Annotated in this window: 18 protein-coding genes and 1 pseudogene; 12 read left to right on the top strand and 7 right to left on the bottom strand. The window is 64.7% G+C overall.

All coding sequences use genetic code 11. The annotated features are described in order from the left end of the window. The first annotated feature begins 8 nt into the window (after positions 1-8). From EI982_RS03020 to EI982_RS03000, 5 genes are all read left to right on the top strand, one after another. On the top strand, positions 9-965 hold the full coding sequence (locus EI982_RS03020; RefSeq protein WP_157688075.1) for a carbohydrate ABC transporter permease: 957 nt from the start codon (positions 9-11) through the stop codon (positions 963-965). Then, complete coding sequence (locus EI982_RS03015) at positions 962-1,861, top strand: carbohydrate ABC transporter permease (RefSeq protein ID WP_157688074.1); 900 nt, start codon at positions 962-964, stop codon at positions 1,859-1,861. The genes EI982_RS03020 and EI982_RS03015 overlap by 4 nt, the downstream gene beginning before the upstream one ends. A gap of 1 nt (position 1,862) precedes the next feature. Then, entirely contained in the window at positions 1,863-3,032 is a 1,170-nt protein-coding gene (locus EI982_RS03010) for an ABC transporter ATP-binding protein (RefSeq protein ID WP_157688073.1), read from the top strand. A 210-nt stretch (positions 3,033-3,242) separates the two neighbouring features. Further along, a complete protein-coding gene (locus tag EI982_RS03005) occupies positions 3,243-3,674 on the top strand; it encodes a hypothetical protein (protein ID WP_157688072.1) in 432 nt (143 codons plus the stop codon). A 69-nt stretch (positions 3,675-3,743) separates the two neighbouring features. Next, entirely contained in the window at positions 3,744-3,944 is a 201-nt protein-coding gene (locus EI982_RS03000; protein ID WP_157688071.1) for a hypothetical protein, read from the top strand. A 54-nt stretch (positions 3,945-3,998) separates the two neighbouring features. Here EI982_RS03000 and EI982_RS02995 read toward each other — a convergent pair whose 3' ends face one another. Continuing rightward, positions 3,999-5,639 (bottom strand): TCP-1/cpn60 chaperonin family protein, encoded by a 1,641-nt coding sequence (locus EI982_RS02995; protein ID WP_157688070.1) that lies wholly within the window; start codon positions 5,637-5,639, stop codon positions 3,999-4,001. A 238-nt stretch (positions 5,640-5,877) separates the two neighbouring features. Between EI982_RS02995 and EI982_RS02990 the strand changes: the two genes are divergently transcribed. From EI982_RS02990 to EI982_RS02975, 4 genes are all read left to right on the top strand, one after another. Continuing rightward, positions 5,878-6,258, top strand: a complete 381-nt coding sequence (locus EI982_RS02990) for a VOC family protein (RefSeq protein ID WP_157688069.1) — start codon at positions 5,878-5,880, stop codon at positions 6,256-6,258. Between the two features lie 101 nt (positions 6,259-6,359). Further along, positions 6,360-7,304: a 3-hydroxyacyl-CoA dehydrogenase family protein gene (locus tag EI982_RS02985; RefSeq protein ID WP_157688068.1), complete on the top strand. Its 945-nt coding sequence runs from the start codon at positions 6,360-6,362 to the stop codon at positions 7,302-7,304. Positions 7,305-7,496: 192 nt separating this feature from the next. Then, the gene (locus EI982_RS02980; protein ID WP_157688067.1) at positions 7,497-8,258 is read left to right on the top strand and encodes a DUF7260 family protein; all 762 of its coding nucleotides are present in this window, start codon (positions 7,497-7,499) and stop codon (positions 8,256-8,258) included. 411 nt (positions 8,259-8,669) lie between these two features. After that, positions 8,670-9,842: an MFS transporter gene (locus EI982_RS02975; protein ID WP_157688066.1), complete on the top strand. Its 1,173-nt coding sequence runs from the start codon at positions 8,670-8,672 to the stop codon at positions 9,840-9,842. 87 nt (positions 9,843-9,929) lie between these two features. Here the strand turns inward: EI982_RS02975 and EI982_RS02970 are convergent. After that, positions 9,930-10,711 (bottom strand): annotated as a pseudogene (locus tag EI982_RS02970) (SDR family oxidoreductase). A 102-nt stretch (positions 10,712-10,813) separates the two neighbouring features. Here EI982_RS02970 and EI982_RS02965 point away from each other — a divergent pair. Further along, complete coding sequence (locus tag EI982_RS02965) at positions 10,814-11,893, top strand: zinc-dependent alcohol dehydrogenase (protein ID WP_157688065.1); 1,080 nt, start codon at positions 10,814-10,816, stop codon at positions 11,891-11,893. Between the two features lie 108 nt (positions 11,894-12,001). Here EI982_RS02965 and EI982_RS02960 read toward each other — a convergent pair whose 3' ends face one another. Beyond that, positions 12,002-13,135 carry a four-carbon acid sugar kinase family protein gene (locus tag EI982_RS02960; protein WP_199243710.1) on the bottom strand — a complete coding sequence of 378 codons (1,134 nt, stop codon included), beginning with the start codon at positions 13,133-13,135 and terminating at the stop codon, positions 12,002-12,004. Positions 13,136-13,727: 592 nt separating this feature from the next. Further along, positions 13,728-15,101, bottom strand: coding sequence for a ribulose-bisphosphate carboxylase large subunit family protein (locus EI982_RS02955; RefSeq protein ID WP_199243709.1), 1,374 nt, complete (start codon positions 15,099-15,101; stop codon positions 13,728-13,730). Between the two features lie 52 nt (positions 15,102-15,153). Between EI982_RS02955 and EI982_RS02950 the strand changes: the two genes are divergently transcribed. Then, on the top strand, positions 15,154-15,414 hold the full coding sequence (locus EI982_RS02950; protein ID WP_157688063.1) for a DUF7968 family protein: 261 nt from the start codon (positions 15,154-15,156) through the stop codon (positions 15,412-15,414). A 95-nt stretch (positions 15,415-15,509) separates the two neighbouring features. On the opposite strand, the gene EI982_RS02945 is transcribed toward EI982_RS02950, so the two are convergent. Continuing rightward, positions 15,510-16,376 (bottom strand): fumarylacetoacetate hydrolase family protein, encoded by an 867-nt coding sequence (locus tag EI982_RS02945; protein WP_157688062.1) that lies wholly within the window; start codon positions 16,374-16,376, stop codon positions 15,510-15,512. A gap of 90 nt (positions 16,377-16,466) precedes the next feature. Here EI982_RS02945 and xacF point away from each other — a divergent pair, with 90 nt between their 5' ends. Beyond that, positions 16,467-17,909: a 2,5-dioxovalerate dehydrogenase gene (xacF, locus tag EI982_RS02940; RefSeq protein WP_157688061.1), complete on the top strand. Its 1,443-nt coding sequence runs from the start codon at positions 16,467-16,469 to the stop codon at positions 17,907-17,909. Between the two features lie 1,370 nt (positions 17,910-19,279). On the opposite strand, the gene gdhB is transcribed toward xacF, so the two are convergent. Both gdhB and EI982_RS02930 read right to left on the bottom strand, forming a co-directional pair. Then, on the bottom strand, positions 19,280-20,569 hold the full coding sequence (gene gdhB / locus EI982_RS02935) for a glutamate dehydrogenase GdhB (protein WP_157688060.1): 1,290 nt from the start codon (positions 20,567-20,569) through the stop codon (positions 19,280-19,282). Positions 20,570-20,571: 2 nt separating this feature from the next. Beyond that, the gene (locus EI982_RS02930; RefSeq protein WP_157688059.1) at positions 20,572-20,715 is read right to left on the bottom strand and encodes a rubrerythrin-like domain-containing protein; all 144 of its coding nucleotides are present in this window, start codon (positions 20,713-20,715) and stop codon (positions 20,572-20,574) included. Positions 20,716-20,776: the final 61 nt, after the last annotated feature.

Below are 20,776 nucleotides of genomic sequence, written 5' to 3'. Positions count from 1 at the left end.
AGGCCCGTATGAGCACTGTCAGAGACGCTCTCTGGAGTGGAGTCGACCAGACCCGTGAACGGTCGGAGAGCGTCCTCTCGCGTCTGTTCGAAGGCGATCGAATGCTGGTGGTCCTGACCGTCGGTCCCGCGGTGGCGCTGATGACCATCTCGGCCGCTATCCCGGTCGTCTGGGCGCTGTACCTGAGCATGCACGAGGCGGGGGCGCTCGACCCGAACTGGACGTGGATCGGCTTCGGGAACTATCTGAGCCTCTTCGGCAGCAGCATGTACTGGGAGGCGTTCCGTGCGAGTTTCGTGTTCGGGTTCGGCTCCGTCGGACTCCAGCTCGTCGTCGGCTTGGTGACGGCACTGCTCCTGACCCGGAAGTTCAGGGGCGTCATCCTGACCCGCGCACTGGTCTTTCTCCCCTACCTCATCCCGACGGTCGTCGTCGGGATGATATTCAGGCTGATGATGAACGAACAGTTCGGGATCATCAACATCGTTGCGACGGACGTCGGGATCATAGACGAAGGGATCGCCTTCCTCGGTGAACCCTCGCTCGCTATGCCGTCGTTGATAGTGCTCAACAGCTGGAAGTTCTCCATCTTCATCACGATGATGGTACTCGCTCGCCTGCAGTCGATTCCGGACAGTTTCTACGAAGCCGCGACGATGAACGGGGCCGGACCCCTCCGAAAGTTCAGGGACATCACCTATCCCCAGATCAGGGGCGTGTTGTTGCTCGTCGTCCTGCTCCGGGGCGTGTGGATGTTCAACAAGTTCGACATCATCTGGATCGTGACCGGGGGTGGGCCGGGGCGGACGACTGAGACCCTCCCGGTCCGGATCTACCGGGTCGCGTTCATCAACTTCGACCTCGGGATGGCAGGGGCAATCTCCGGCACGCTGTTCGCGTTCCTGGGGCTGGCCGCCATCGTGTATTTCGCCGGGTTCAAACCCGCCGAGGAGGTCCAGCGATGACGCTGCTCGACCGCCTGGCGACCCGGGCCTCGGGACTGCTGGGCCCGGACCGGATAGGCTACCAGGAGAAGAAACGCCTCCAGCGCGTGTCGCTGTACGTCGTGGTCGGCGTCACCATCTTTGCGTTTTTCTTCCCAATCTATTGGATGCTGGTCGCCAGTCTGCAGTCGAACGACCTCATCATCAAGAGCCCGCTGTACTGGCCCTGGGAGATCCTGTCGGCCGCCACCGTCGAGTCGTGGGTGCGGGTGTTCACCGATCGAAACTTCTCGCGGTGGTATCTCAACAGCCTGCTCGTCGCGGGCATCTCGATCGTGGTGACCGTCGCCACTGCCACGCTGGCGGGATACGGTCTGACTCGCGTCAAGTTCCGCGGACGGAAGATGTTCGCGCGGCTCATCCTGTTCAGTTACATGTTCCCGCCGATCCTGCTGGCATTCCCGCAGTTCCAGATCTGGCAGGATATCGGCCTGCTGAACACCTACTGGGGGATCGCCATCGCACACATCGCGCTGGCGCTTCCCTTCTCCATCTGGGCCATGTGGAAGTTCTTCCAGACCGTCCCAATCGCCTACGAGGAGGCCGTCTGGATGAACGGGGGGACGCGGTTCCACTCGTTCAAAGACGTCGCGTTGCCGATGGCCTGGCCCGGGATGGTCGCGGTCGCGATCTTCACCTTCGCGGTCAGCTGGAACGACTTCACGATGGCCACGATACTCCTGCCCGAGCCCCGGATGCAGACGCTCCCGCCGGCCATCCAGACGTTCCAAGAGCAGAACTTCGTGTTCTGGGGCCAGATGATGGCCGCATCAGTTTTAATATCTATCCCGCCGTTCGTGCTCGTGTACAAACTTCAAGAAAGCATTCTGGAAGGATTCAAAACAGGAGGACTCTGATATGGCAACCACACCGCGAGACCACATCTCGCTCCGAAATCTCCGCAAAGAGTTCGACGTAATGTCCGGCGTCGAGGTCGCCGTCGACGACATCGACCTCGACATCGAAGAAGGGGAGTTCGTCACGCTTGTCGGCCCCAGCGGTTGCGGGAAGACGACGACGCTCCGGTGTATCGCCGGACTGGAGACGGCGACCAGCGGCACCGTCAGTATCGAAGGGTCCGACGCGACGAACACGGCCCCCCAGGGTCGGGATCTGGCGATGGTGTTCCAGCGGGTCGCTCTCTACCCACACATGACCGTCAGGGAGAACATCGCGTACCCGCTCAAACTCGAAGGGATCGGGGCGTCCGAGCGGTACGAACAGGTGAGAGAGGCGGCCGAACTCGTCCAAGTGGCGGACATGCTCGACAAGTACCCCGGCGACATCTCCGGTGGTCAGCAACAGCGCGTCTCGATCGCCCGCGCGATCGTCCGAGACCCGGTCGCGTTCCTGATGGACGAGCCGATGAGCGACCTCGACGAGAAACTCAAACGGGAGATGCGCAAGGAACTCGGCCGCCTCCACAAGGAGCTCGGTGAGACGATTATCTACGTGACACACGATCAGCGGGAGGCGATGACGATGTCGGACAAGATCGCGGTGATGAACGACGGGCACATCGAGCAGGTCGGCGCGCCCGAGGAGGTGTACCGCAACCCCAACAACCTGTTCGTCGCCGGGTTCATTGGCTCGCCCGAGATCAACACGCTCGATGGCTCGCTCGAGACGATCGACGACGATCGGGCCGTCGTGCGGACCGATGACGGGACACGGATCGAGTTCGAGGTCGAGGATTACGATCCGGAACGGGCGTCGGAGGACCTCGTTATCGGCTGTCGACCCCAGCACGTGACCATCGGCGAATCGAGCGAGGGGATCCCGGCGGACGTGTACCTGGTCGAACCGTTCGGCGACGACATCCACCTCTACATGAACGGGCCACAGGGAGAGATCCGGAGCGTCATGCCTGCCATGGAGGCGCCGTCCGAAGGCGACGAGATCAGCGTCCAGTTCCCGGAGTCGGCTCTCTACCTGTTCAACGCCGAGACCGGGGACCGGTTCGCGCGGGGCCGGCGGGAGAGTTCGGGTCTCTCGTGTATCGAACCGGCGTCCACTCCGATGGACTAACTCCGACCAGCCCGCCGGCCCGCGTCGAGGCGCGGCCGGCACCTCCGGTATTTATGTTCCAGCGGATCGATCGGATCCGACATGCACCGGAGCACGAGGCGGCAGGGATCGACCCATCGGAACGGATGCAGCACCCCCACCGGTCCGAGCCGGCGGGCCGCGACAGGAAACATCGATACGAACCGGCGAGCCCGGCAGTCGTAGCCAACCATGGATCCACCCACCCGACCCGAGGCATCCTGGTGGCTGGGGATCGCCGCCCCGAGTGTTGCCTTCGTTGCGTTCGTCGGGTCGACGGCTCTCGCGTTCGCGTTCGGACTCGAACCGGTCGTGTTTGTACTGCTCGTGCCACTGCTCCTGTTCGTGGGTGTCGTCTCGCTGTACTGCTTCTACCGGGACACTCGACTGGTCGCGCTCGCGGACACCGAGTGGAAGCCAGCCGTCTGGAAGTACATCGGCGCCGGCGCGGTCACCGCGTTCGCTCTCGTTCTGGCCCCAGCGATAGCCACCGGAACGCTCACGCTCGACCTGCTCCCCGTGCTCGTTGCGGTCGCCGTCGCCCTCTCGGGAGTTTTTTTCGGACCGGTTTACTTGTGGCGCCGCTACAACCGGTTCGAAACGCTGACCGTCCAGCGGGAGTGACTCGCTCCGGGAAGGGCCGGATCGTACTCACCCCGGCGTTTTATTATTGAGTGCCGACAAACCACGGGTATGCCTCCCAACATCCAAGAGGTGGACATCACGACCGTTGTCGCCGGCGTCCTGTCGATTGCGTTCGCCTATGCGTCCGTCGTCGGGAACGCCCGGGCGTGGGTGTCCGGGTCGTTCGTCCTCTTCGGTATCGTCCTGATCCTGTGGGGCGTCCAGCGAGGGTACAGGTCCCGCCCGACGGCCAGCGAGGCACGGACGTAGCCACGGACCGACACCGACCGATTCCCGGCTGAACACATCCCGGGTCGTCCCGAGTCACCCGAGTCCGAGTCCGCCCTTGCTTCCCGACGAGAGGTCGGGCCGGTCCCCGGGGTCGGCGTCCGCTGCCTCCTTGGCTCCCAGGGTATCCATGACATCACCGCCCGTCATCGGGAGTATCCCGTCGATCCGGAGAAGTGTCGTCACGATGTCGGTGGCCCGGCGGATCGCTCGCCGTTTCGAGCGGACCGGTTCGATCACCCCCATCTCGTAAGCGCGCATCGTGCCCCCGGTCTCGACGTCGACCCCCGCGTCGACTGCGCCGTCGTCGTGGTGCGCTCGCAGCGTCGCGAGGACATCGATCGGGTCGTACCCTGCGTTCGCGGCCAGCGTGGCGACGGGGGCCGTCAGCGCGTCGGCGTAGGCCCGGACCGCCATCGATCCCACGCCGCCCTCGGCCTCCGCCTCGACCCGCCTAGCTGCCTCGAGTTCGGCGGCCCCCCCTCCGGGAACCACTCGGGGGTCGGTGTACGTCGCGGCGACCGCGGCGACGCCCTGGGCGATGGTTCGTCGGGCTTCCGCGGTGACACGGGTCGTCCCGCCGTTGACGATGACAGTGGCGATCTTGGTGGAGTCACAGTCGCCGAACACGACGGCCGGGCGCGTCCCGGAACCGATCTCGGAGACGGTGACCTGCCCCGCCCCTCCGAGAGCGGTCCCGGGAATCGCCGTGGAGACCGTCGTCTCCCCCCCGACCGCTCGCTGGATCCGATCGAGTTGCTCGTTCCGGAGCTCGTGGACCGCGAGTACGCCCGCCCTATTCAGGTGGTCGGTGGCGTATTCGTGGAGGTGTCCCGTGCTCACCACGACGTCGGCACCCAGATCGATGACCTGCTGGGCACGGTCGACGACCGTCTCGCGGTCGTACTCGAGGAACGCCTCGTAGTCGTCCGGGTCGTCGACGGTGAGTAGTCGTTCGTCGTCGCCCCTGTCGCGTACCGGCACCACTCCCTCCTCCAGAAGCAGCACCGATGCGTCGCGGACCGTGTCCGGGGCGGCCTCCCCGACGACCTCGCTGCGGACGACCGCGCCGCGGACGGTGCGGGAGCTGTCGATCCCGAGTCTGATATCTTCCTCGAAAGCCAGCGCTTCGGTCGAAACGTCTTCGGGCCGGAGCACGTCCACGACGTCGAGGACCACGCGCCGGAGGTGTTCCCTGTCGAGTTCCGTGAACCGCCCAGCCGTCGCCGTTTTGGCTATCGCGTATCGCTCCTCGCGTTCCGGCGAGACGTCCACCGACACCTCTTCGAGCGCGGCCGCTGCACGGTCCCTTGCCCGGACGTACCCGTCGGCGACCGTCACGGGAGAGACCCCCCGGTCGATAAGTTCCGTCGCCTCGTCGAGGAGTTCCACCGCCAGCAGCACGCTGAACGTCGATCCGTCGCCACCCTCCCCGGCCGGCGTGCACGCCTCCAGCACCATCCGGGCGACAGGGTCGGTGACCTCCACCATCTCGAGGATCCTGCTCCCGCTATTTGTCGCCGACATGTCGCCGACGGCGTCGACGAGTAACTTGTCCATCCCGTAGGGCCCGTACGTCGACTCAACGATGTGTCCGAGGTGTTGACCCGCGGCAAGTATTTCCTCGCGACCATCCGTCTCGACGGGTGACTCGCCCTGGTCGGCAGATAGCTCCATCGTCAGGGGTAATTATGCTGATAGATATAAATAATTTCGTCCGCCACCGCGGGGGTCGGGTGAAGCGCGGTGCCGACACGGCACCGTCACGGACTCCCTCTCGCCTCCCGCGACTCGGATTCCCAGGGCGAGCACCGCCAGGTCCGGGACCACAAACATCAAGCCGGATACCGACGAACACACCCCGTAACGGACGATGATCGGGGAGTTACACCACTACGGTGTTACCGTATCGGATATGGAGGAATCGCTCGACTTCTACCGGGACTCGCTCGGGTTGGCGGTGAGCGAGCGCCTCTCATTCGCGAGCGAGGAGTTCAGTACGTTCGTCGGCGTCGAGGGTGTCGACGTGGACATCGCGTTCCTCGACGCGGGCGGGGGGGCGGTCGAGTTGCTGGAGTACGCGGCCCCGCCAGGTGGCGACGCCAACGAGGGCGTCGAAAACAACGACGTCGGTGCGGCTCACGTCTGTCTTGAGGTCCCCGACATCGAGGCGGTACACGACGACCTGAACGGGACCGTCGAGTTCCTCAGCCCGCCACAGCGGCTCTCGAACGGAGCGAAGGTCGCCTACGTGTTCGACCCGGACGGCAACGTCGTGGAACTCCTCGAAGCGTAGTTGGGTCGCCTGCCCGTGCCACTGCGACGCACCCGACGAGCGGTGACATCCGGGGTTGGGGAAAAAATAATAACGCGTCTGGTCGAACGCTTTTCCGACGGATGACAGCACAACACACAGTCGCGGTTATCGGTGCCGGTGACATGGGCCACGGGTTCGCGACGCTGTTCGCGGTGAAAGGGCAGACGGTGACGCTAATCGACCACCGAGAGTCGAACCTGGACGACGCGACCGAACGGATCCACGAGGTGGTCTCCTTTCTCCGGGCCGAGGGCGAGACCGACCGCGACCCCGACGCCGTGGTGGAGGGAATCGAGTTCACGACGGACGTGGCGACCGGGGTCGCTGACGCCGACCTGGTCCTAGAGTCGGTTCCGGAGGACCTGTCGATCAAACAGGACACCTACCGGGAGGTCGCCGAACACGCCCCCGACACTGCGGTCCTGGCCTCGAACACGTCGGGCATCCCGATAACGGACATCGCGGACGCGATCCCTGAACACGCCGGGCGTGTCGTGGGGTGTCACTGGTGGTACCCGCCGTACCTGCTCCCGTCGGTGGAGGTCGTCCGGGGCGAGGAGACGACCGACGAGACGGTCGATCGTGTCAAGGGCTTCCTCGACGCCGTCGACAGGAAACCCGTCATGGTCGAACGCGACGTCCCGGGATTCGTCTGGAACCGCATCCAGATGGCCATCTTCCGCGAGAGCCTCCACCTCGTCGAGGAGGGTGTCACCTCCTTCGAGGACATCGACCGCGCCATCCGAGACGGCTACGCACTCCGGACCGCAGCGATCGGTCCCTTCGAGACCATCGACATCGCGGGGCTCGACCTCGTCCGGACGGTGCTGGATAACCTGAGCCCGCACCTCGCCGACGACGACGAGGCGAGTCACCTGTTCGATGAGTACCTCGACGAAGGACGGGGCGGTATCCACGACGGCGCCGGGTTCTACGACTACGACCGTAGCCCCGAGGAGGTCACCCACGACCGCGATGAAACCGTCATGGCGCTGCGACGCGCCCGCGAGCAACTGGAGGACTGATACTGTTCATTGGAAGTCAGTACCGGTGGTTCGCCGGACTGTCCTGGCGAACCACCGGTGAACAGTTACAATAATCCGTATGACATCCGGTCGCCGTCGATCCTGGTGGCCGGACGTTCGGTCGAGGAGGTCCGCCTGTCGGCGTGAACCCATGGGTAACACCTATGTCTCATGAGAACGTATCACACGGTGATGGCTCCGACACGGGAGCTACCCGGGCCGGTTAGCGCAATGCTCCGGGAGCACGTCTTGGAACCGCTCTCCAGGACCGGAGGGATCATCGAGGCGGAACGCGAAGAAGTCGAGGCCGAGCGGCGGGCGTTCGTCCGGTTTCGCGACCGCGTTGCCGACGTCGAGACCGTCACACCGTCGCGCTGCTCAACGGGATCGACGCTCGTGGCCGCGCCGGAACAACGGTCCACGAAGTCACTCGACCGCGTACGCGTGGCCTTCCGCGAGACGGTCATGAGTGTCGACCACTACAGCGAGGTGTACGGCGAGGCCCTCGAGGAGTTCGCCGCGGCGGAGCTCTCCCCGGAGGTAGCCGTGGGGCTCGGGCCCGGGACGAGCCAGTCGTTCACCGACCTGTACAAGGCGACGCTCATGAATGCGGTCGATAGCGCGGCCGACCGACGCGAGACGATTCGTGACCATCTCGATGGGGAACGTGACGCGATCGCGACCCACCGGGCGACGCTGATCGAAACGCTCGATTCGCTTGACTGGCCGCCAAGGGCTCGACGCCAGAGTGATATCGAGGACCGACTTGAGGAAGTCACTCGGGCGCGTCAGACGGAGCTCCACCGGGGGTTCCCACTGTCCGGTGCCGACGGGCACGACCTCTGTCAGTACCTCTATCAGGACCCCGAGTGGACCTACCCGGTGCTCACCGGTGTCACGCGGTTCTACGCCACCCTGGAGGCGCCATCGCCGGATGGACGGTCGACCCGGTGAGTGGGCTTCTCGCCGGTGTTGGTCGCCGGGATATCGCCGGTCTCGCTCAGCGCCCGGAGGTGGGAATCGACGACCGTTATCCCCGCCCTGAGGTCGCCGCCGCCGACGTACTCGGCCGTTCACGATTGGAGAGAGCACGACGTCGGAGTCGCCGGTCGCGCCGCTGACGAGGCCGATCACGATGTCGGGGTGTGTCGAGTTGCCCGCGACGAACCCGTACCCCTCGCGTTTCGCGTCCCCGTAGCCGTCGGCGAGTTCCGCTACTCCAAAATATGGTACGATGCCCTGTTCGGCACGACTGGTAGAAGGGGTGTCGCGCAGCGGCACGCAGACCTGAGACTCCCGGCTGGCGGGGTCACTCGCTACGAGACGGAGGCCTTTTTTCACCTTCCGGCTGTTGGTCGATATCGGATGCGTTGGCGTTACTCGGAGACGGTGCTGACGCTTTGTACGGCAGCCTTTTTTATCACGATGACCGGGAGACTAGCACTAAGTCCGATCATCCCGGATATCTCGGCGGACCTGGGTATCTCGAACGCCGCGATCGGTGGGGCGCTGACGGCCATGTGGGTTACCTACGCGCTCGTCCAGTTTCCCAGTGGTGTGCTTGCCGACCGGTTCGGCGAACCCGTCGTCATCCTCGTGTCGGTCGTCGGGACTGGGGCCACCGTGCTCCTGATTGGGGCTGCGCCGGTGTTTGGCGTTTTCGTCCTCGGGACGGTGTTCCTCGGGGCGGCTGCGGGCCTCCACTACAGCGTCGCGACGGGACTCATCACCCGGACCTACGACGACATCGGCACGGCGATCGGGCTGCACAACGCCGGCGGACCGGCCGCGGGGCTCGTGACCCCGCTGGCCATCACGTGGGTCGCTGGGGCCCACGGGTGGCGGGGGGCCCTCGGTCTGTTCGCGGGTCCCGCCGCGCTCGTCGGCGGGCTGTTCTGGTGGCGAGTCCGCTCGGTCCAACCGCGACGTCCCGACCAGCCGATGCGCGAGCGGTTTGCCCTCGGTCCGATCGTTTCGCTACTGTCCCGACCCACGGTCGCGTTCACCGCGATCATCGCCGCCATCTCGGATTTCACGTGGCAGGCGCTGGCATCGTTTCTCCCGACGTTTTTCGTCCAGTACCACGGCTACTCCCGAACGACGGCGAGTACGCTGTTCGCCCTGTACTTCGTCGCCCACGGGATACTACAGGTCGGTGTCGGCAGCGTCGCGGATTACTTCGGTCGCGATATCGGGACGGCACTGTGTATGGTCACCGGTATCGCCGGTCTGACAACGCTCGTGTTCGGCACGGGAATCGAACTCGTCGTCGCCGGTCTCCTGTCGCTCGGGATGGGAATGGGATGGTCGGCAGCCGTCTTCCCGCGATTCATGGATCACCTCTCCCAGTCGGAACAGAGCTCCGGGTTCGGGGTGATTCGGACGGCCTACATGCTCGTCGCGGCGTGGGGCTCGGTCGTCGTGGGCACCCTCGCCGACCTCTTCGGCTGGGCGGTGTCGTTCGGGGCGCTAGTCGCTCTGCTCGGTGTCGCTCTCGGACTACTTGTCGGGAACCGGGCCCTCGGGCTGGGGTACTGAGTGTCCACCCACGCCCCCCGTGGGCCGCCGGGAACGGACGTCGGGCCGTGCCGTTGGTGCGATAGGTCCCGGTCTGGACCTCAGCGTTCACTTCGTCGCCGTGACTCCGCCATCGACGGTCAGCGAGTGCCCGGTCACGTACGATGCCATGTCACTCGCCAGATACACCGCGGCGTTCGCGACATCCTCGGGTCGCCCGGCCCGGTTCAACGGGATGTTCCGGTCGACGTACTCCTCGCCCGACTCCGTTCCCACCATACCGAGGTCCGTGGCCGCCATCTCCGTCTCGGTCAAATCCGGTAGAACGGCGTTGACGCGGATGTTGGGGCCAGTGCGTCGGCCAACGCCATCGTCATCGTCGTCACACCGCCTTTCGCCGCGCAGTACGCAACCCCGTCACCGCGCCCGCGGACTCCGGAGGTGCTCGATATATTGATTATCGACCCGGAACGGTCGCCCCTGACCATCGACGTCGCGGCCGCCTGCGACCCGAAAAAGACCCCTTTGAGGTTGACGTCGGTCAGGTGGTCGTATTCCGCCTCGGTCGTCTCGAGAAACGGTCTGCTCTCGGTTATCCCTGCGTTGTTCACCATGACGGTGACCCCGCCGAAATCCTCGGCGGCGCCGACGGCGTCGGAGAGGTCGTCGACGTCGGTCACGTCACAGCGGACTGACAGCGCGTCGGAGTCAGTCTCCTCGCGGATCCGGCGATGGGTGGGCTGTCCCCCGCCACGTGGCGTGTCGGTGATGTCGGCGACGACCACGTCTGCGCCACGCCGGGCGAACTCGAGGGCGACTGCTCTGCCGTTTCCGCTCGCTCCACCGGTGACTATCGCGACCTCGTCGCTCAGAAGGCGCTCCTCCGTCATGGGATAGACACCCGGGTGTGGGCAAGTATAAGTGATGGTGGCGACGGCCAGCGACTCCGGCGCACGCTGGATTTAATTTCCGAGCGTCGATATGACTATCGTATGGCGCCATCGGACGCGACCACGTCGATGGTACTGGCCGGCGAGGGACGCCTGGAACCACGGGAGTTCCCGATACCTGATGTCGGTGACGGTGCCCTCCTCAGGGTCGAAGCGACGTCCGTCTGTGGAACGGACGTCGGCCTGTACCGCGGAGAAAGCCACTTCGAATCGCTACCGCTCGTACTCGGACACGAGGTCGCGGGTCGGATCGTCGACGGAGCCGGGGAGACGTTGGACAGCTGGGGCGTCGAGATCGGTGAGCGGGTGATGCCAGAACCATACATTCCGTGTTACGAGTGTCAGCACTGTCAGACAGGAAACTACCATATGTGTGACCGGGACCGGTGTTATGGGGTGTCGATATCCGCTGACGAACCGCCACACCTCTGGGGCGGCTACGGCGAGTACATGTACCTTCATCCGAACACCCGAGTCCACACCCTCCCCGATGGCGTATCGTCGAGGGCGGGATGTCTCGGGTCGGTCGTCGGGAACGGCGTCCGGTGGGCGCTCACGAAAGGTCGGCTCTCACCCGGCGACAGCGTGGCGATCGTCGGCCCCGGTGCCCAGGGGTTGGCGACAACCGTTGTTGCGGACGAGGCGGGGGCCGACCCGGTCATCCTGCTGGGACTCCCGTCGGACGACGACCGCCTCGAACTGGGAGCAGAGCTGGGTGCCACGAACACGCTGTACAGCGACGCGGAAGACACCCCGGAGCGCACGAGGGACCTGACTGGGGGTGGTCCCGACCTGGTGGTCGTGACCGCCCCAGCGGCGCCGGCCCTGTCGCTCGCCATCGACATCGTCCGACCACGGGGTCGTGTCGTTCTCCCCGGCCTCATCGGCGACGAGGTCCCTATCGATACCGACCGCCTCGTCGTGGACGAGATCACGCTCCTCGGCGGCCGCGGACAGGCGCTGAACGTCGAGCGAGCGATGGCGATCCTGAAACGACGCTCCGACGACATCGAATCCATCAACACGCACTCGTACCCGGTCGCGAGAGCCGAGACCGCGATCCGCGAACAGATCCCCGGGGAGGAGTTCGACCCGGATGTCGTCCACGCGGTGCTTGAGTGAGGCCCGACTCCTCGAGCCGCCGAGGACGACGTGATGGCGCGCCGCGCTCGCCCTCCCCGGCGTATTCCGTCCTGCATCCATCGGGAACAGCCGGGTGACGACCGTAGATCAATCGAGGGGGACACCACCGGATTTGACGACGCCGAAGTAGTCGTCCCCTCCGGTCTGACCGCCCTTGAACGCGATCTCCAGCCCGTCCGCGAAGGACCTGTCGGCGACCGCGCGACAGATCGGGGCCCCCGGAGCCGCGACCGCGATCGCTTCGAGCGCCGTGATATCGAGCGCCGAGATGACCGCGCCGCTCGTGTCACCGCCCGCCACACAGGCACGTTCCAGACCGACTTTCCGGAGGATCTCCCTGACGATGAGCCCCTGCTGGTGACCGAGACGGTCGCCGAGGACGCCCGGGGGGCCGAGTTCTTCGAACCGACGACGGGTTCGCTCGATCGCCGGGTCGTCCGGCCCCTTCGCCGTATAGAGGACGACGTCGGTCCCCGATTCCAGGACTGAGACCGTATCGTGGACGACAGCCCGCCGTTCGGCGTCCCGTTCGGCCGGGTCGATCAGCCGGGGCGTATCGAGCCGTATCGTCTCGAATCCCTCCGCCGCTGCGCGCTCCACCTGGGACGCGGTGGTCGGCGCTACGCTCCCCGACACGACGAGGATCGGATCAGCTGGGGGTCGATGTTTCAAACATTCGTCGTCCGTGTCAATCTCGCCGGTTCTCTCCCAGTGTGCCGGCAGCGCGTGGTGTTCCAGGCCGGAGGAGCCCACACAGAATAGGACGCCCTGTCGTTCGGTTGCCGCCGACCAGAGCACGCTGCCGATCGTTTCCAAGTGGCCCGTATCGAGGGCGTCGAAGACGACTATCTCGTCCCCCCGGCTGACGGTTCGCTCGAGCGACGAGGCGACATCCTCGCGGCTATCGACGTACCGGATGTCGACGAGGCCGACGGGACGCGAGGTCTGTTCGCCGAGGTGGCGGCGGATGTCGCTCTCGTGCATCGGGGTCCGCGGGTGCGCACGCATCGTCGGATGTCGGTCGAGGCGGTAGGGCTTCCCGCCCTGTTCAGCGAAGAGGTTCCCGAAGACGACGTACCGGCCATGTGGCGAAGTCGTCCCCTGTGAGACGGGCACGAACGGGGAGTCGTACACCGACTGACCGATATCGATCGCCTTCCCGATGCTTCCCACCTCCGGCGAGGAGTCGAACGTAGAACAGACCTTTTGACCTCCTCCCACGGCTGAAGCCGTGGGATTCCCCGAAGGGGAGTTCAAGGTTGCGCGTTTCCTCGGCCCTCAAGTACGCTTTCGCGTGGGGCGTTCGACGGTGGCCGTTCGATTACGACCCCGAACGTGCTTTCCAGCGCGTACAGCCCGGCCAAACGGGCCTTCCCACCCGGACGCGCCGGGCGCTTCGACGGCCCGAATACCGGTTCGGGCCTCCACGGTCGGGTATTCAGCCAACTGGGTACCACGGGTCGCGTCACCTCGCGTGTTACGCCGTGGACTGGGTTCGGCTTTCTTACCCGGCGGGCTGTGGACGCGAAGCGTCCGTTGGGGTCGAAGACCCCGTGCCACAACCGGGGAACGCCGTCACAACACAGTACGGGAGGGCCAAACTTAACGATTCGGGACACAACTCCCGGCTGGCTGGTGGGCCGTGGATTGTCCCCCCACCGTGTCGGCTTCATCCCACGGCTAAAGCCGTGGGCTTTCGCCTCGAACAACTGTAACGAACAGGACGCTCGGAATGCCGTTCCGCGCCAATCCCTCCAACGCGTCCGTCGATCCGGTGATATCGTCCCCGTAGAACGCCAGGAGCAGGTCCGGCTCAGCCATCGGACCCTCCGTAGTGGTCGAGGGCGACGCGGAGTTCCTCGTGGTCCGCCGCGTATTCTTCGAGCGAGACGCCCGCTATCGCGGCGTCCCATCCCTGTCTGAGATGAGCGACGCCGGCCGCCGGACCGTCGGGGTGACCCAGTATGCCACCCCCGGCGAGATGCAACAGGTCGGTGTTTCCGAGCGCCCGATACGTCTCCGGTGCTTGGCCGGCCCACTGACCCGAAGAGAACACCGGCATCGCGATATCGTCCTCGCTAGCGATCGGGGACTGCACTGCCCGTGCGTTTTCGACGACTGACTCGTCGGATTCGGCGAACTTGTTCCGGATGCCGTTGACGTGGATGTGATCGGCCCCGGCGAGTCTGAAGAACTTGTGATAGGCACGATAGTCGAATCCGAGTTGCGGGCACCGAGAGAGGGCACCCCAGCCGTTCCGGTGGGCGTGGATCGGTAGGTCGACCTCCCGTCGTAGTTTCGTCAACCCCGAGAGACCGACGCTGTTCATGCTCACCATGAGACAGTTTCCGCCCGCTTCGGCTACGGTATCGGCCCGTTCCAGCATCTCATCCACGTCGCCGGTGATATTGCAGGCGTACATCACCTCCTTCCCGGTCGTCGCCTCGTGCTCGTCGATGGCAGCCATAACCGCCGTGACTCTGTCGGCGACTCGCGAGTACGGCGGGTCGCTGATCAACTCGTCGTCTTTGACGAAATCGATACCCGCATCGACGAGTTCCCGAACCAAGTCACCCGTTTCCTCGGGAGACAGCCCGACACTGGGTTTCACGATCGTCCCGATGAGCGGCCGATCCCAGACGTCGACGACACGCCGCGTGCCCTCGACCCCAAACTGTGGACCGGGGTACGCCGCCGCCAGGGGTGCAGGAACGTCGAGGTCGACCAACCGGATCCCCGAAAAATGGCGCAGTTCGAAAAGGTTCCCGCCGACGGCTGTCAGAAGGTTCTGGATGGAATGCCCGACGTTTTCGAGCGGGATAGAGACCGCTACTTCCGCTCGCGTGTACGTCCCCTTCTCGCCGCGGGGACTCGGCGTCACCGCGCCTGGGAGCGTCGCCCGGTCCGACTCCCCGAGTACGGTGACGTCCTCGACGGCCGCCGCGTGTCGCCTTCGGAGGGCTTCGGTTTCCAGCGGTACGTCCGTGAACGTCCCCGTCGACTGTTCACTAACCATCGCTTCCGTCGCCTCGTCGAGAGAAACCGGAGTCTCGATTCTGTATCTCGCTACGATCCGGTCGGTCGGCACATATACAGTGATCTTATGCGTTCGTAAATAATTAACCTCACGATGCGTGGGTGAAGAACGCCACCCCGTCGCGTCAACGGGGGCGCGAGTCGTGATCACCCAGCGGGACCCCGGAGGAGGGGTTTTGTCAGTCGCCCCCGTCGGTGGCAGTATGACCGATGCCGACGGGATCCGGATCCGCTATTCGCCCGGGAGTGACGACGTCGGGGACGCGCTCCGTGCCGAGTCGTTCGAGCAGTTCCTTCGACGTTCGAAGGAGGGGCGCGTCGCAGTCGGCGACGAGTGGGAGGTCAATGTCAACGACGGGTGCGGCCGGACGAAAGACGTCACACTCCACGTGGAGGCGGTCAACGGCGGTACCACTCTCGGGAACGGAACGAGATTCGAGTTCCGGGCCGACGCCGAGGAGTGACGTGGAGCGGGCCGGGAACGAGGACGCACGGCGGCAGGTTCGGTGTGTCCCGTCCGCCGTGCGCGTCCGAATCAGCTCCGCTGTCCGGCGGCCAGTCAGACTCTCGTGACCGTGTTCGAGAGGCGCCCGATTCCCTCGATGTCGATGTCGATCCGGTCACCGGGCTCGAGAGTGAAGCCTTCCTCCGGTACCAGCGACGTCCCCGTCAACAACACTGCGGTCTCTGGGACGGTATTGTGCCTGGTGAGGAAGGAGACGAGTTCCTCGCAGGAGCGGACCATCTCGCTGGTGGCGGTTTCGCCCTCGTAACGCTGCTCGCCGTCCCGCTCGATCGTCATCCGCATCGCGAGGTCGTGGGGATCGTCCACGGACTCGGCGCTGACGACGCAGGGACCGAGCGAACAGGACCTGTCGTAGACCTTCGCTTGAGGGAGGTAGAGCGGGTTCGCGCCCTCTATCGACCGGCTGCTCACGTCGTTTCCGATGGTGTAGCCGGTGATGTCGCCATGGTGGAGGACGATCCCGAGTTCGGGTTCGGGGACGTTCCACTCCGAGTCCTCACGGACCCCGACCGCCTCACCGGGGCCGACGACGCGGTCCCGCGTCGCCTTGAAGAACAGCTCCGGTCGGTCAGCATCGTAGACGTCTAGGTACATCTCCGGCATCCCGCTCTCCGCCTCGCGGGCCTTTTCGCTTATTTCGTACGTGACGCCGGCGGCCCACACCTCGTCGACGGCCACCGGAACGGCCGCGTTCGTCTCGTCCGGGATGTCGACTGGCTCCGCCTCGTCGACGAGGCGAGCGGCGACCTCGTCGACGGTTTCGGTGGCGATATCGGCGACGTGTGCGAGGTCGTCGAAGGAGGTCACACGCTCGCGGGCCGCAGTCAGGTCGTACGCTTCGTCCCCGTCACGAGCGATGAGCCGCGGCTCGCCGCCCTCGCTGACACAGTAGTACTGCATACATCGGCGTGGACACCGGAGGGTCTTGTTGGTTCCGGTGGAATCAGTACATCAAAAGCTTCTCTTATACGGATCGTCTTGGTCGGTTCGATGAGCGAACAATATCGAAATTACATCGACGGCGAGTGGACCGAATCGGAGACGGGCGAGACGTTCGAGAGCCGGAATCCGGCAGACCGCAACGACTTGGTGGGGGTGTTCCAACAGTCCGGCGAAACGGACGCCGAGCGCGCGGTGGAAGCTGCGGCAGCGGCAACCGAGACGTGGGCGGACACCCCCGCTCCGGAGCGCGGCGCAGTCCTGCGGAAGGTGGCGGGGAAGCTCGACGCTCGGAAGGACGAACTGACCGAAACGCTCGTTCGTGAGGAGGGGAAGGCACGCCCCGAAGCGGCCGGGGAGGTCCAGCGCGCTATCGACATCTTCGCGTACTACGGTGCGAAGGCCAGCGACCTGGGTGGCGACGTCAAATCGTCCAGCAGCCGGGATACGACGCTCTACACGGTCGACGAACCGATCGGTGTTGCCGGGCTCATCACGCCGTGGAACTACCCCATCGCCATCCCGGCGTGGAAGATCGCCCCGGCGCTCGCGACCGGGACCACGGTCGTGTTCAAACCGGCGTCGCTCACCCCGAACATCGCCCGGAAACTCGTCGAGTGCTTGGACGAGGCCGGTCTCGCGGACGGTGCCCTCAACCTCGTGACCGGCCCCGGGAGCACGGTCGGGAAGACGCTCTCGACTCATGACGCCGTCGACGCCGTCTCCTTCACCGGGAGCGCGGCCGTCGGCGAAACCGTCGGTGACCAGGCCAAAGAGACCAACAAGCGCGTGCAACTGGAGATGGGGGGGAAGAACCCCGTCGTCGTGATGGACAGCGCCGACGTCGACGACGCGGTGGATATCGCCGCTGGAGGGGCGTTCGGCGTCACGGGACAAGCGTGTACGGCCACCTCCCGCGCCATCGTCCACGAGGACTGCTACGACGAGTTCGTGGCGGGGGTCGTCGAAGCGGCCGAGTCGATCACGATCGGCCCGGGGCTGGACGGGGCCGACATGGGTCCACAGGCCAGCCAAAGCGAACTCGAAAGCACGCTTGAATACGTCGATGTCGGGATCGACGAGGGCGCGACCCTGGAGACGGGCGGCGAGGAGGTCGACGCCGGGGACGGCTTCTTCGTCGAGCCGACGGTCTTCTCGGGCGTCGAGCAGGACATGCGAATCGCACAGGAGGAGATCTTCGGCCCGGTGCTTTCGGTCATTCCGGTGAGTAGCTACGGCGAGGCGGTATCCGTCGCGAACGGCGTCCCGTACGGCCTCTCGGCCAGTATCGTGACCCAGGACCTCTCGGAGGCGCACAGTTTCGTCGAGGACTCCGAATCCGGCGTGGTGAAAATCAACGAGAAGACGACCGGACTCGAACTCCACGTCCCGTTCGGTGGAATGAAAGACTCCTCCAGCGAGACGTACCGGGAGCAGGGCGACGCCGGACTCGACTTCTACACCATCTCCAAGACGGTGTATCTGAACTACTGATCCAACTGTTCGCAGTATAACAGCGTCGTTCGTGTGTCGTGGTGGCGTTGCGATGCGGAACGAGGCGGTCAAAAGGTCGAGCGGTTCACGCTCTCGTTCGACCGCCTCAGCGACGATAGCAGCTGTTCGAATAAGGGTTTCTGGAGCGGGGGTCGACACCCGGACCAGCGATGACGTTCGGTGTCCGTCCCCAACTTGCCAAACTACCACTTTCGAAAACAATATCTGTTTTTTATAATTTGGGTATGGAGCACTGTCGAGTCCGACATCAATCGTCCCACCAGCTCCGCCGGTTTCCGACGAGAACGGGGGCATTGGCCGAGATATTCCGCTGCGAACCCCGCGAGAACCGTCCCGTCGGCGACGCGAGCTATCTCGTCGGTCGGGAACCCTGTTTTCAGGCGGCCTGCCACCGCTTCGGACGCCGATTCGAGTACGGACGCGACGAAGATCGGAGCGCGTCCGAACGTATTCCTCATAGTCTAAAATATCAAACTTGCTAGTTTCTAAATACTTTCAACGACGCCAAACCGAGCACCGACGAAAACTGGTTCCAAGCGTTCTTTGTCACCGCTCGGCTGGGATCGCACTGGGATCCGACGAAAGACCACCGGAACTCGGGAGGCGCGCGTGGCCGTCCTCACCGAGATCGGCGAGTATTGACCGACGGTATCGAGGCAATACGAGTTTGTTGGTTAACTCGGAGTTCCCGGTCGAAGACTGTCCAGTCGCGGAGGCGACCGACGTGTTGCTGTCGGTGGTGGCGTCCCAAAACGGCACGCCACTGTGCCGCATCGCTTCCGGGGTAGTCCCGACTGTTGCCCTCGACTGGGATGGAGCGACGGTAGCCGGTTCACCGAACGAGGCAGTCTCCCGGGGGAGAAAGCAGAGCGGCCGACTCGTACCCCGGTCGATGCGGAAAACAGTCGTGTTCCCCCGATGGCGAGCGCCGTCAGCCAGCGAGTTCGCTACAGTCGGAGTAGTTCGGCGAGACACGTCCGAGCAGGACCGGCAGTCACTCGCAGCGTCGCAGCACCGAATCCGAACGCAATCGAACTCGGGAGTATGACGAAACTCGCCCGTTCGTCCCTCCGAAAAGACGAGTCGACACCGTCAGAGACCCGGAGATGAGACAAACGACGACCCCGACGGACACACCGAGAACGGTGAAAACGGGGTCGTCGAAACTCATGACCCTAAATCCGGGGTCATAGACGTCCAGTGACAGACGGTGCCAAGGACGAGATATCCCAGGAACCCGGTGACGATCACGCGTCCGCCGAGCGACGACAGGCGAAACAGTCGTAAGGCCCCACGTTCGAGCGGCGTAGCCGGCTCTCGGGTCCGCTCGGTGGGGGGAAGGGTCATGCCTATGGCCAAAGCCCCCGGGCGTCGTGAGCCTCGGCGATGCGCGAGAGTGCCACGATGTAGGCTGCATCCCGCCAGGTGACGTCGCGGCGTTCGAACTCCGTCTTGACGGCCCGCCACGCGGTCTGGATCTCCGTTTCGAGTTCGTCGTTCACCCGTTCGAGCGACCAGGCCCGCCGATTGATGTCCTGAAGCCACTCGAAATAGCTCACGGTGACACCGCCGGCGTTGGCGAGGATATCGGGAATTACGGCGACGTCCCGCTCTGCGAGGATCGAATCCGCCGGCGAGGTTATGGGGCCGTTCGCGCCTTCGACGACGAACTGCGCGGCGATCGAATCCGCGTTCCGCTCGGTGATCACATTACCCAGCGCTGCGGGAACGAGGACGTCGACGTCGAGCGTGAGCAACTCGTCGTTCGAAATCACCGTGTTCGCATACGTGGTGACGGCTTCCGGTTCCTCGTCGTGTGACGGGACAGAGGCCGTATCGATTCCCGCCGGATCGTACATCGCCCCGTTCACGTCGCTGATCGCGACGACGGTCGCTCCCCAGTCGTCGAGCAACCGGGCAGCGTTCGCCCCGACGCTCCCGTAGCCCTGGACGGCGACCGTCGTCTCCGCGAGCTGACGGTCGTAGTACTCACAGACCAACCGCGTGACGATGGCGACACTCCGACCAGGGGCCTCTTCGCGCCCTTTACTGCCGCCGACGACCGGCGGCTTGCCGGTGACGACACCCGGCGTCGTCTCACCTTCCTGCATCGAGTACGCGTCCATCAGCCACGCCATCGTCTGTGGATCCGTTCCCATGTCGGGGGCGGGAATATCCTGCTTGGGGCCGATGACGTCACGGAGTTCTTGCGCGAATCGGCGGGTGAGTCGTTCCTTTTCCGCCGAACTCAGTTCCTTCGGGTTGACAGCGACACCGCCTTTGGCCCCGCCGAAGGGCAGATCCATGACGGCGCATTTCCAGGTCATCCACATGCCGAGGCCGACGCTCTCGTCCCTGGTCACGTCGGGGTGGTACCGAAGCCCGCCTTTGTACGGCCCCCTGACACTGTCGTGTTGGGCCCGATAGCCCGTGAACACCTCGACCGTTCCGTCGTCCCGCTCGATGGGAATCGTTACCTCGTGAACCTTCTTGGGGTGTTCGAGTCGTTCGACGACGTTCGGGTCGATATCGAGATGGTTGGCAGCGTGGTGCAGCTGGCGACGGGCCGTGTCGAGCGTCGATCCCGACTCGGTCGGCTCTTCGAGCTCGTCGTGGGCACTATCGGTTTGTGAGGCCATAGTCACTCGATCGGGATTCGACGATTTCGCATCGGTCCGCCACAGTCGGGACACTGGCCGGGGCTGGTCTCCGCGACGATGATATTTCCACAGTCGAAGCACTCGTACGGGGTTTCCTCGTCGGATTTGGGGTCGATGTCTGTCATGTGAGTTCACGAGTGCCGACACGCGGACCGGGGCACTCTGGTTACGGATAATAAGTGTATA

Origin of the sequence: Haloplanus salinarum, assembly GCF_009762275.1 — an archaeon.
Taxonomy (GTDB): domain Archaea; phylum Halobacteriota; class Halobacteria; order Halobacteriales; family Haloferacaceae; genus Haloplanus; species Haloplanus salinarum.
Note: the sequence above shows the minus strand (reverse complement) of the source record. Positions and strands in the feature narration are given on the sequence as shown.

Bases quoted from the DNA above. Each gene is read 5' to 3' on its own strand.
- EI982_RS02990 (WP_157688069.1), top strand. From the start codon at position 5,878: ATGGAGGAATCGCTCGACTTCTACCGGGACTCGCTCGGGTTGGCGGTG.
- EI982_RS02945 (WP_157688062.1), bottom strand. From the start codon at position 16,376: ATGCAGTACTACTGTGTCAGCGAGGGCGGCGAGCCGCGGCTCATCGCT.
- EI982_RS02965 (WP_157688065.1), top strand. From the start codon at position 10,814: ATGGCGCCATCGGACGCGACCACGTCGATGGTACTGGCCGGCGAGGGA.
- EI982_RS02975 (WP_157688066.1), top strand. From the start codon at position 8,670: ATGCGTTGGCGTTACTCGGAGACGGTGCTGACGCTTTGTACGGCAGCC.
- EI982_RS02995 (WP_157688070.1), bottom strand. From the start codon at position 5,639: ATGGAGCTATCTGCCGACCAGGGCGAGTCACCCGTCGAGACGGATGGT.
- EI982_RS02985 (WP_157688068.1), top strand. From the start codon at position 6,360: ATGACAGCACAACACACAGTCGCGGTTATCGGTGCCGGTGACATGGGC.
- EI982_RS03015 (WP_157688074.1), top strand. From the start codon at position 962: ATGACGCTGCTCGACCGCCTGGCGACCCGGGCCTCGGGACTGCTGGGC.
- EI982_RS03020 (WP_157688075.1), top strand. From the start codon at position 9: ATGAGCACTGTCAGAGACGCTCTCTGGAGTGGAGTCGACCAGACCCGT.
- EI982_RS02930 (WP_157688059.1), bottom strand. From the start codon at position 20,715: ATGACAGACATCGACCCCAAATCCGACGAGGAAACCCCGTACGAGTGC.
- EI982_RS03010 (WP_157688073.1), top strand. From the start codon at position 1,863: ATGGCAACCACACCGCGAGACCACATCTCGCTCCGAAATCTCCGCAAA.
- EI982_RS03005 (WP_157688072.1), top strand. From the start codon at position 3,243: ATGGATCCACCCACCCGACCCGAGGCATCCTGGTGGCTGGGGATCGCC.
- xacF (WP_157688061.1), top strand. From the start codon at position 16,467: ATGAGCGAACAATATCGAAATTACATCGACGGCGAGTGGACCGAATCG.
- EI982_RS02950 (WP_157688063.1), top strand. From the start codon at position 15,154: ATGACCGATGCCGACGGGATCCGGATCCGCTATTCGCCCGGGAGTGAC.
- EI982_RS03000 (WP_157688071.1), top strand. From the start codon at position 3,744: ATGCCTCCCAACATCCAAGAGGTGGACATCACGACCGTTGTCGCCGGC.
- EI982_RS02980 (WP_157688067.1), top strand. From the start codon at position 7,497: ATGGCTCCGACACGGGAGCTACCCGGGCCGGTTAGCGCAATGCTCCGG.
- gdhB (WP_157688060.1), bottom strand. From the start codon at position 20,569: ATGGCCTCACAAACCGATAGTGCCCACGACGAGCTCGAAGAGCCGACC.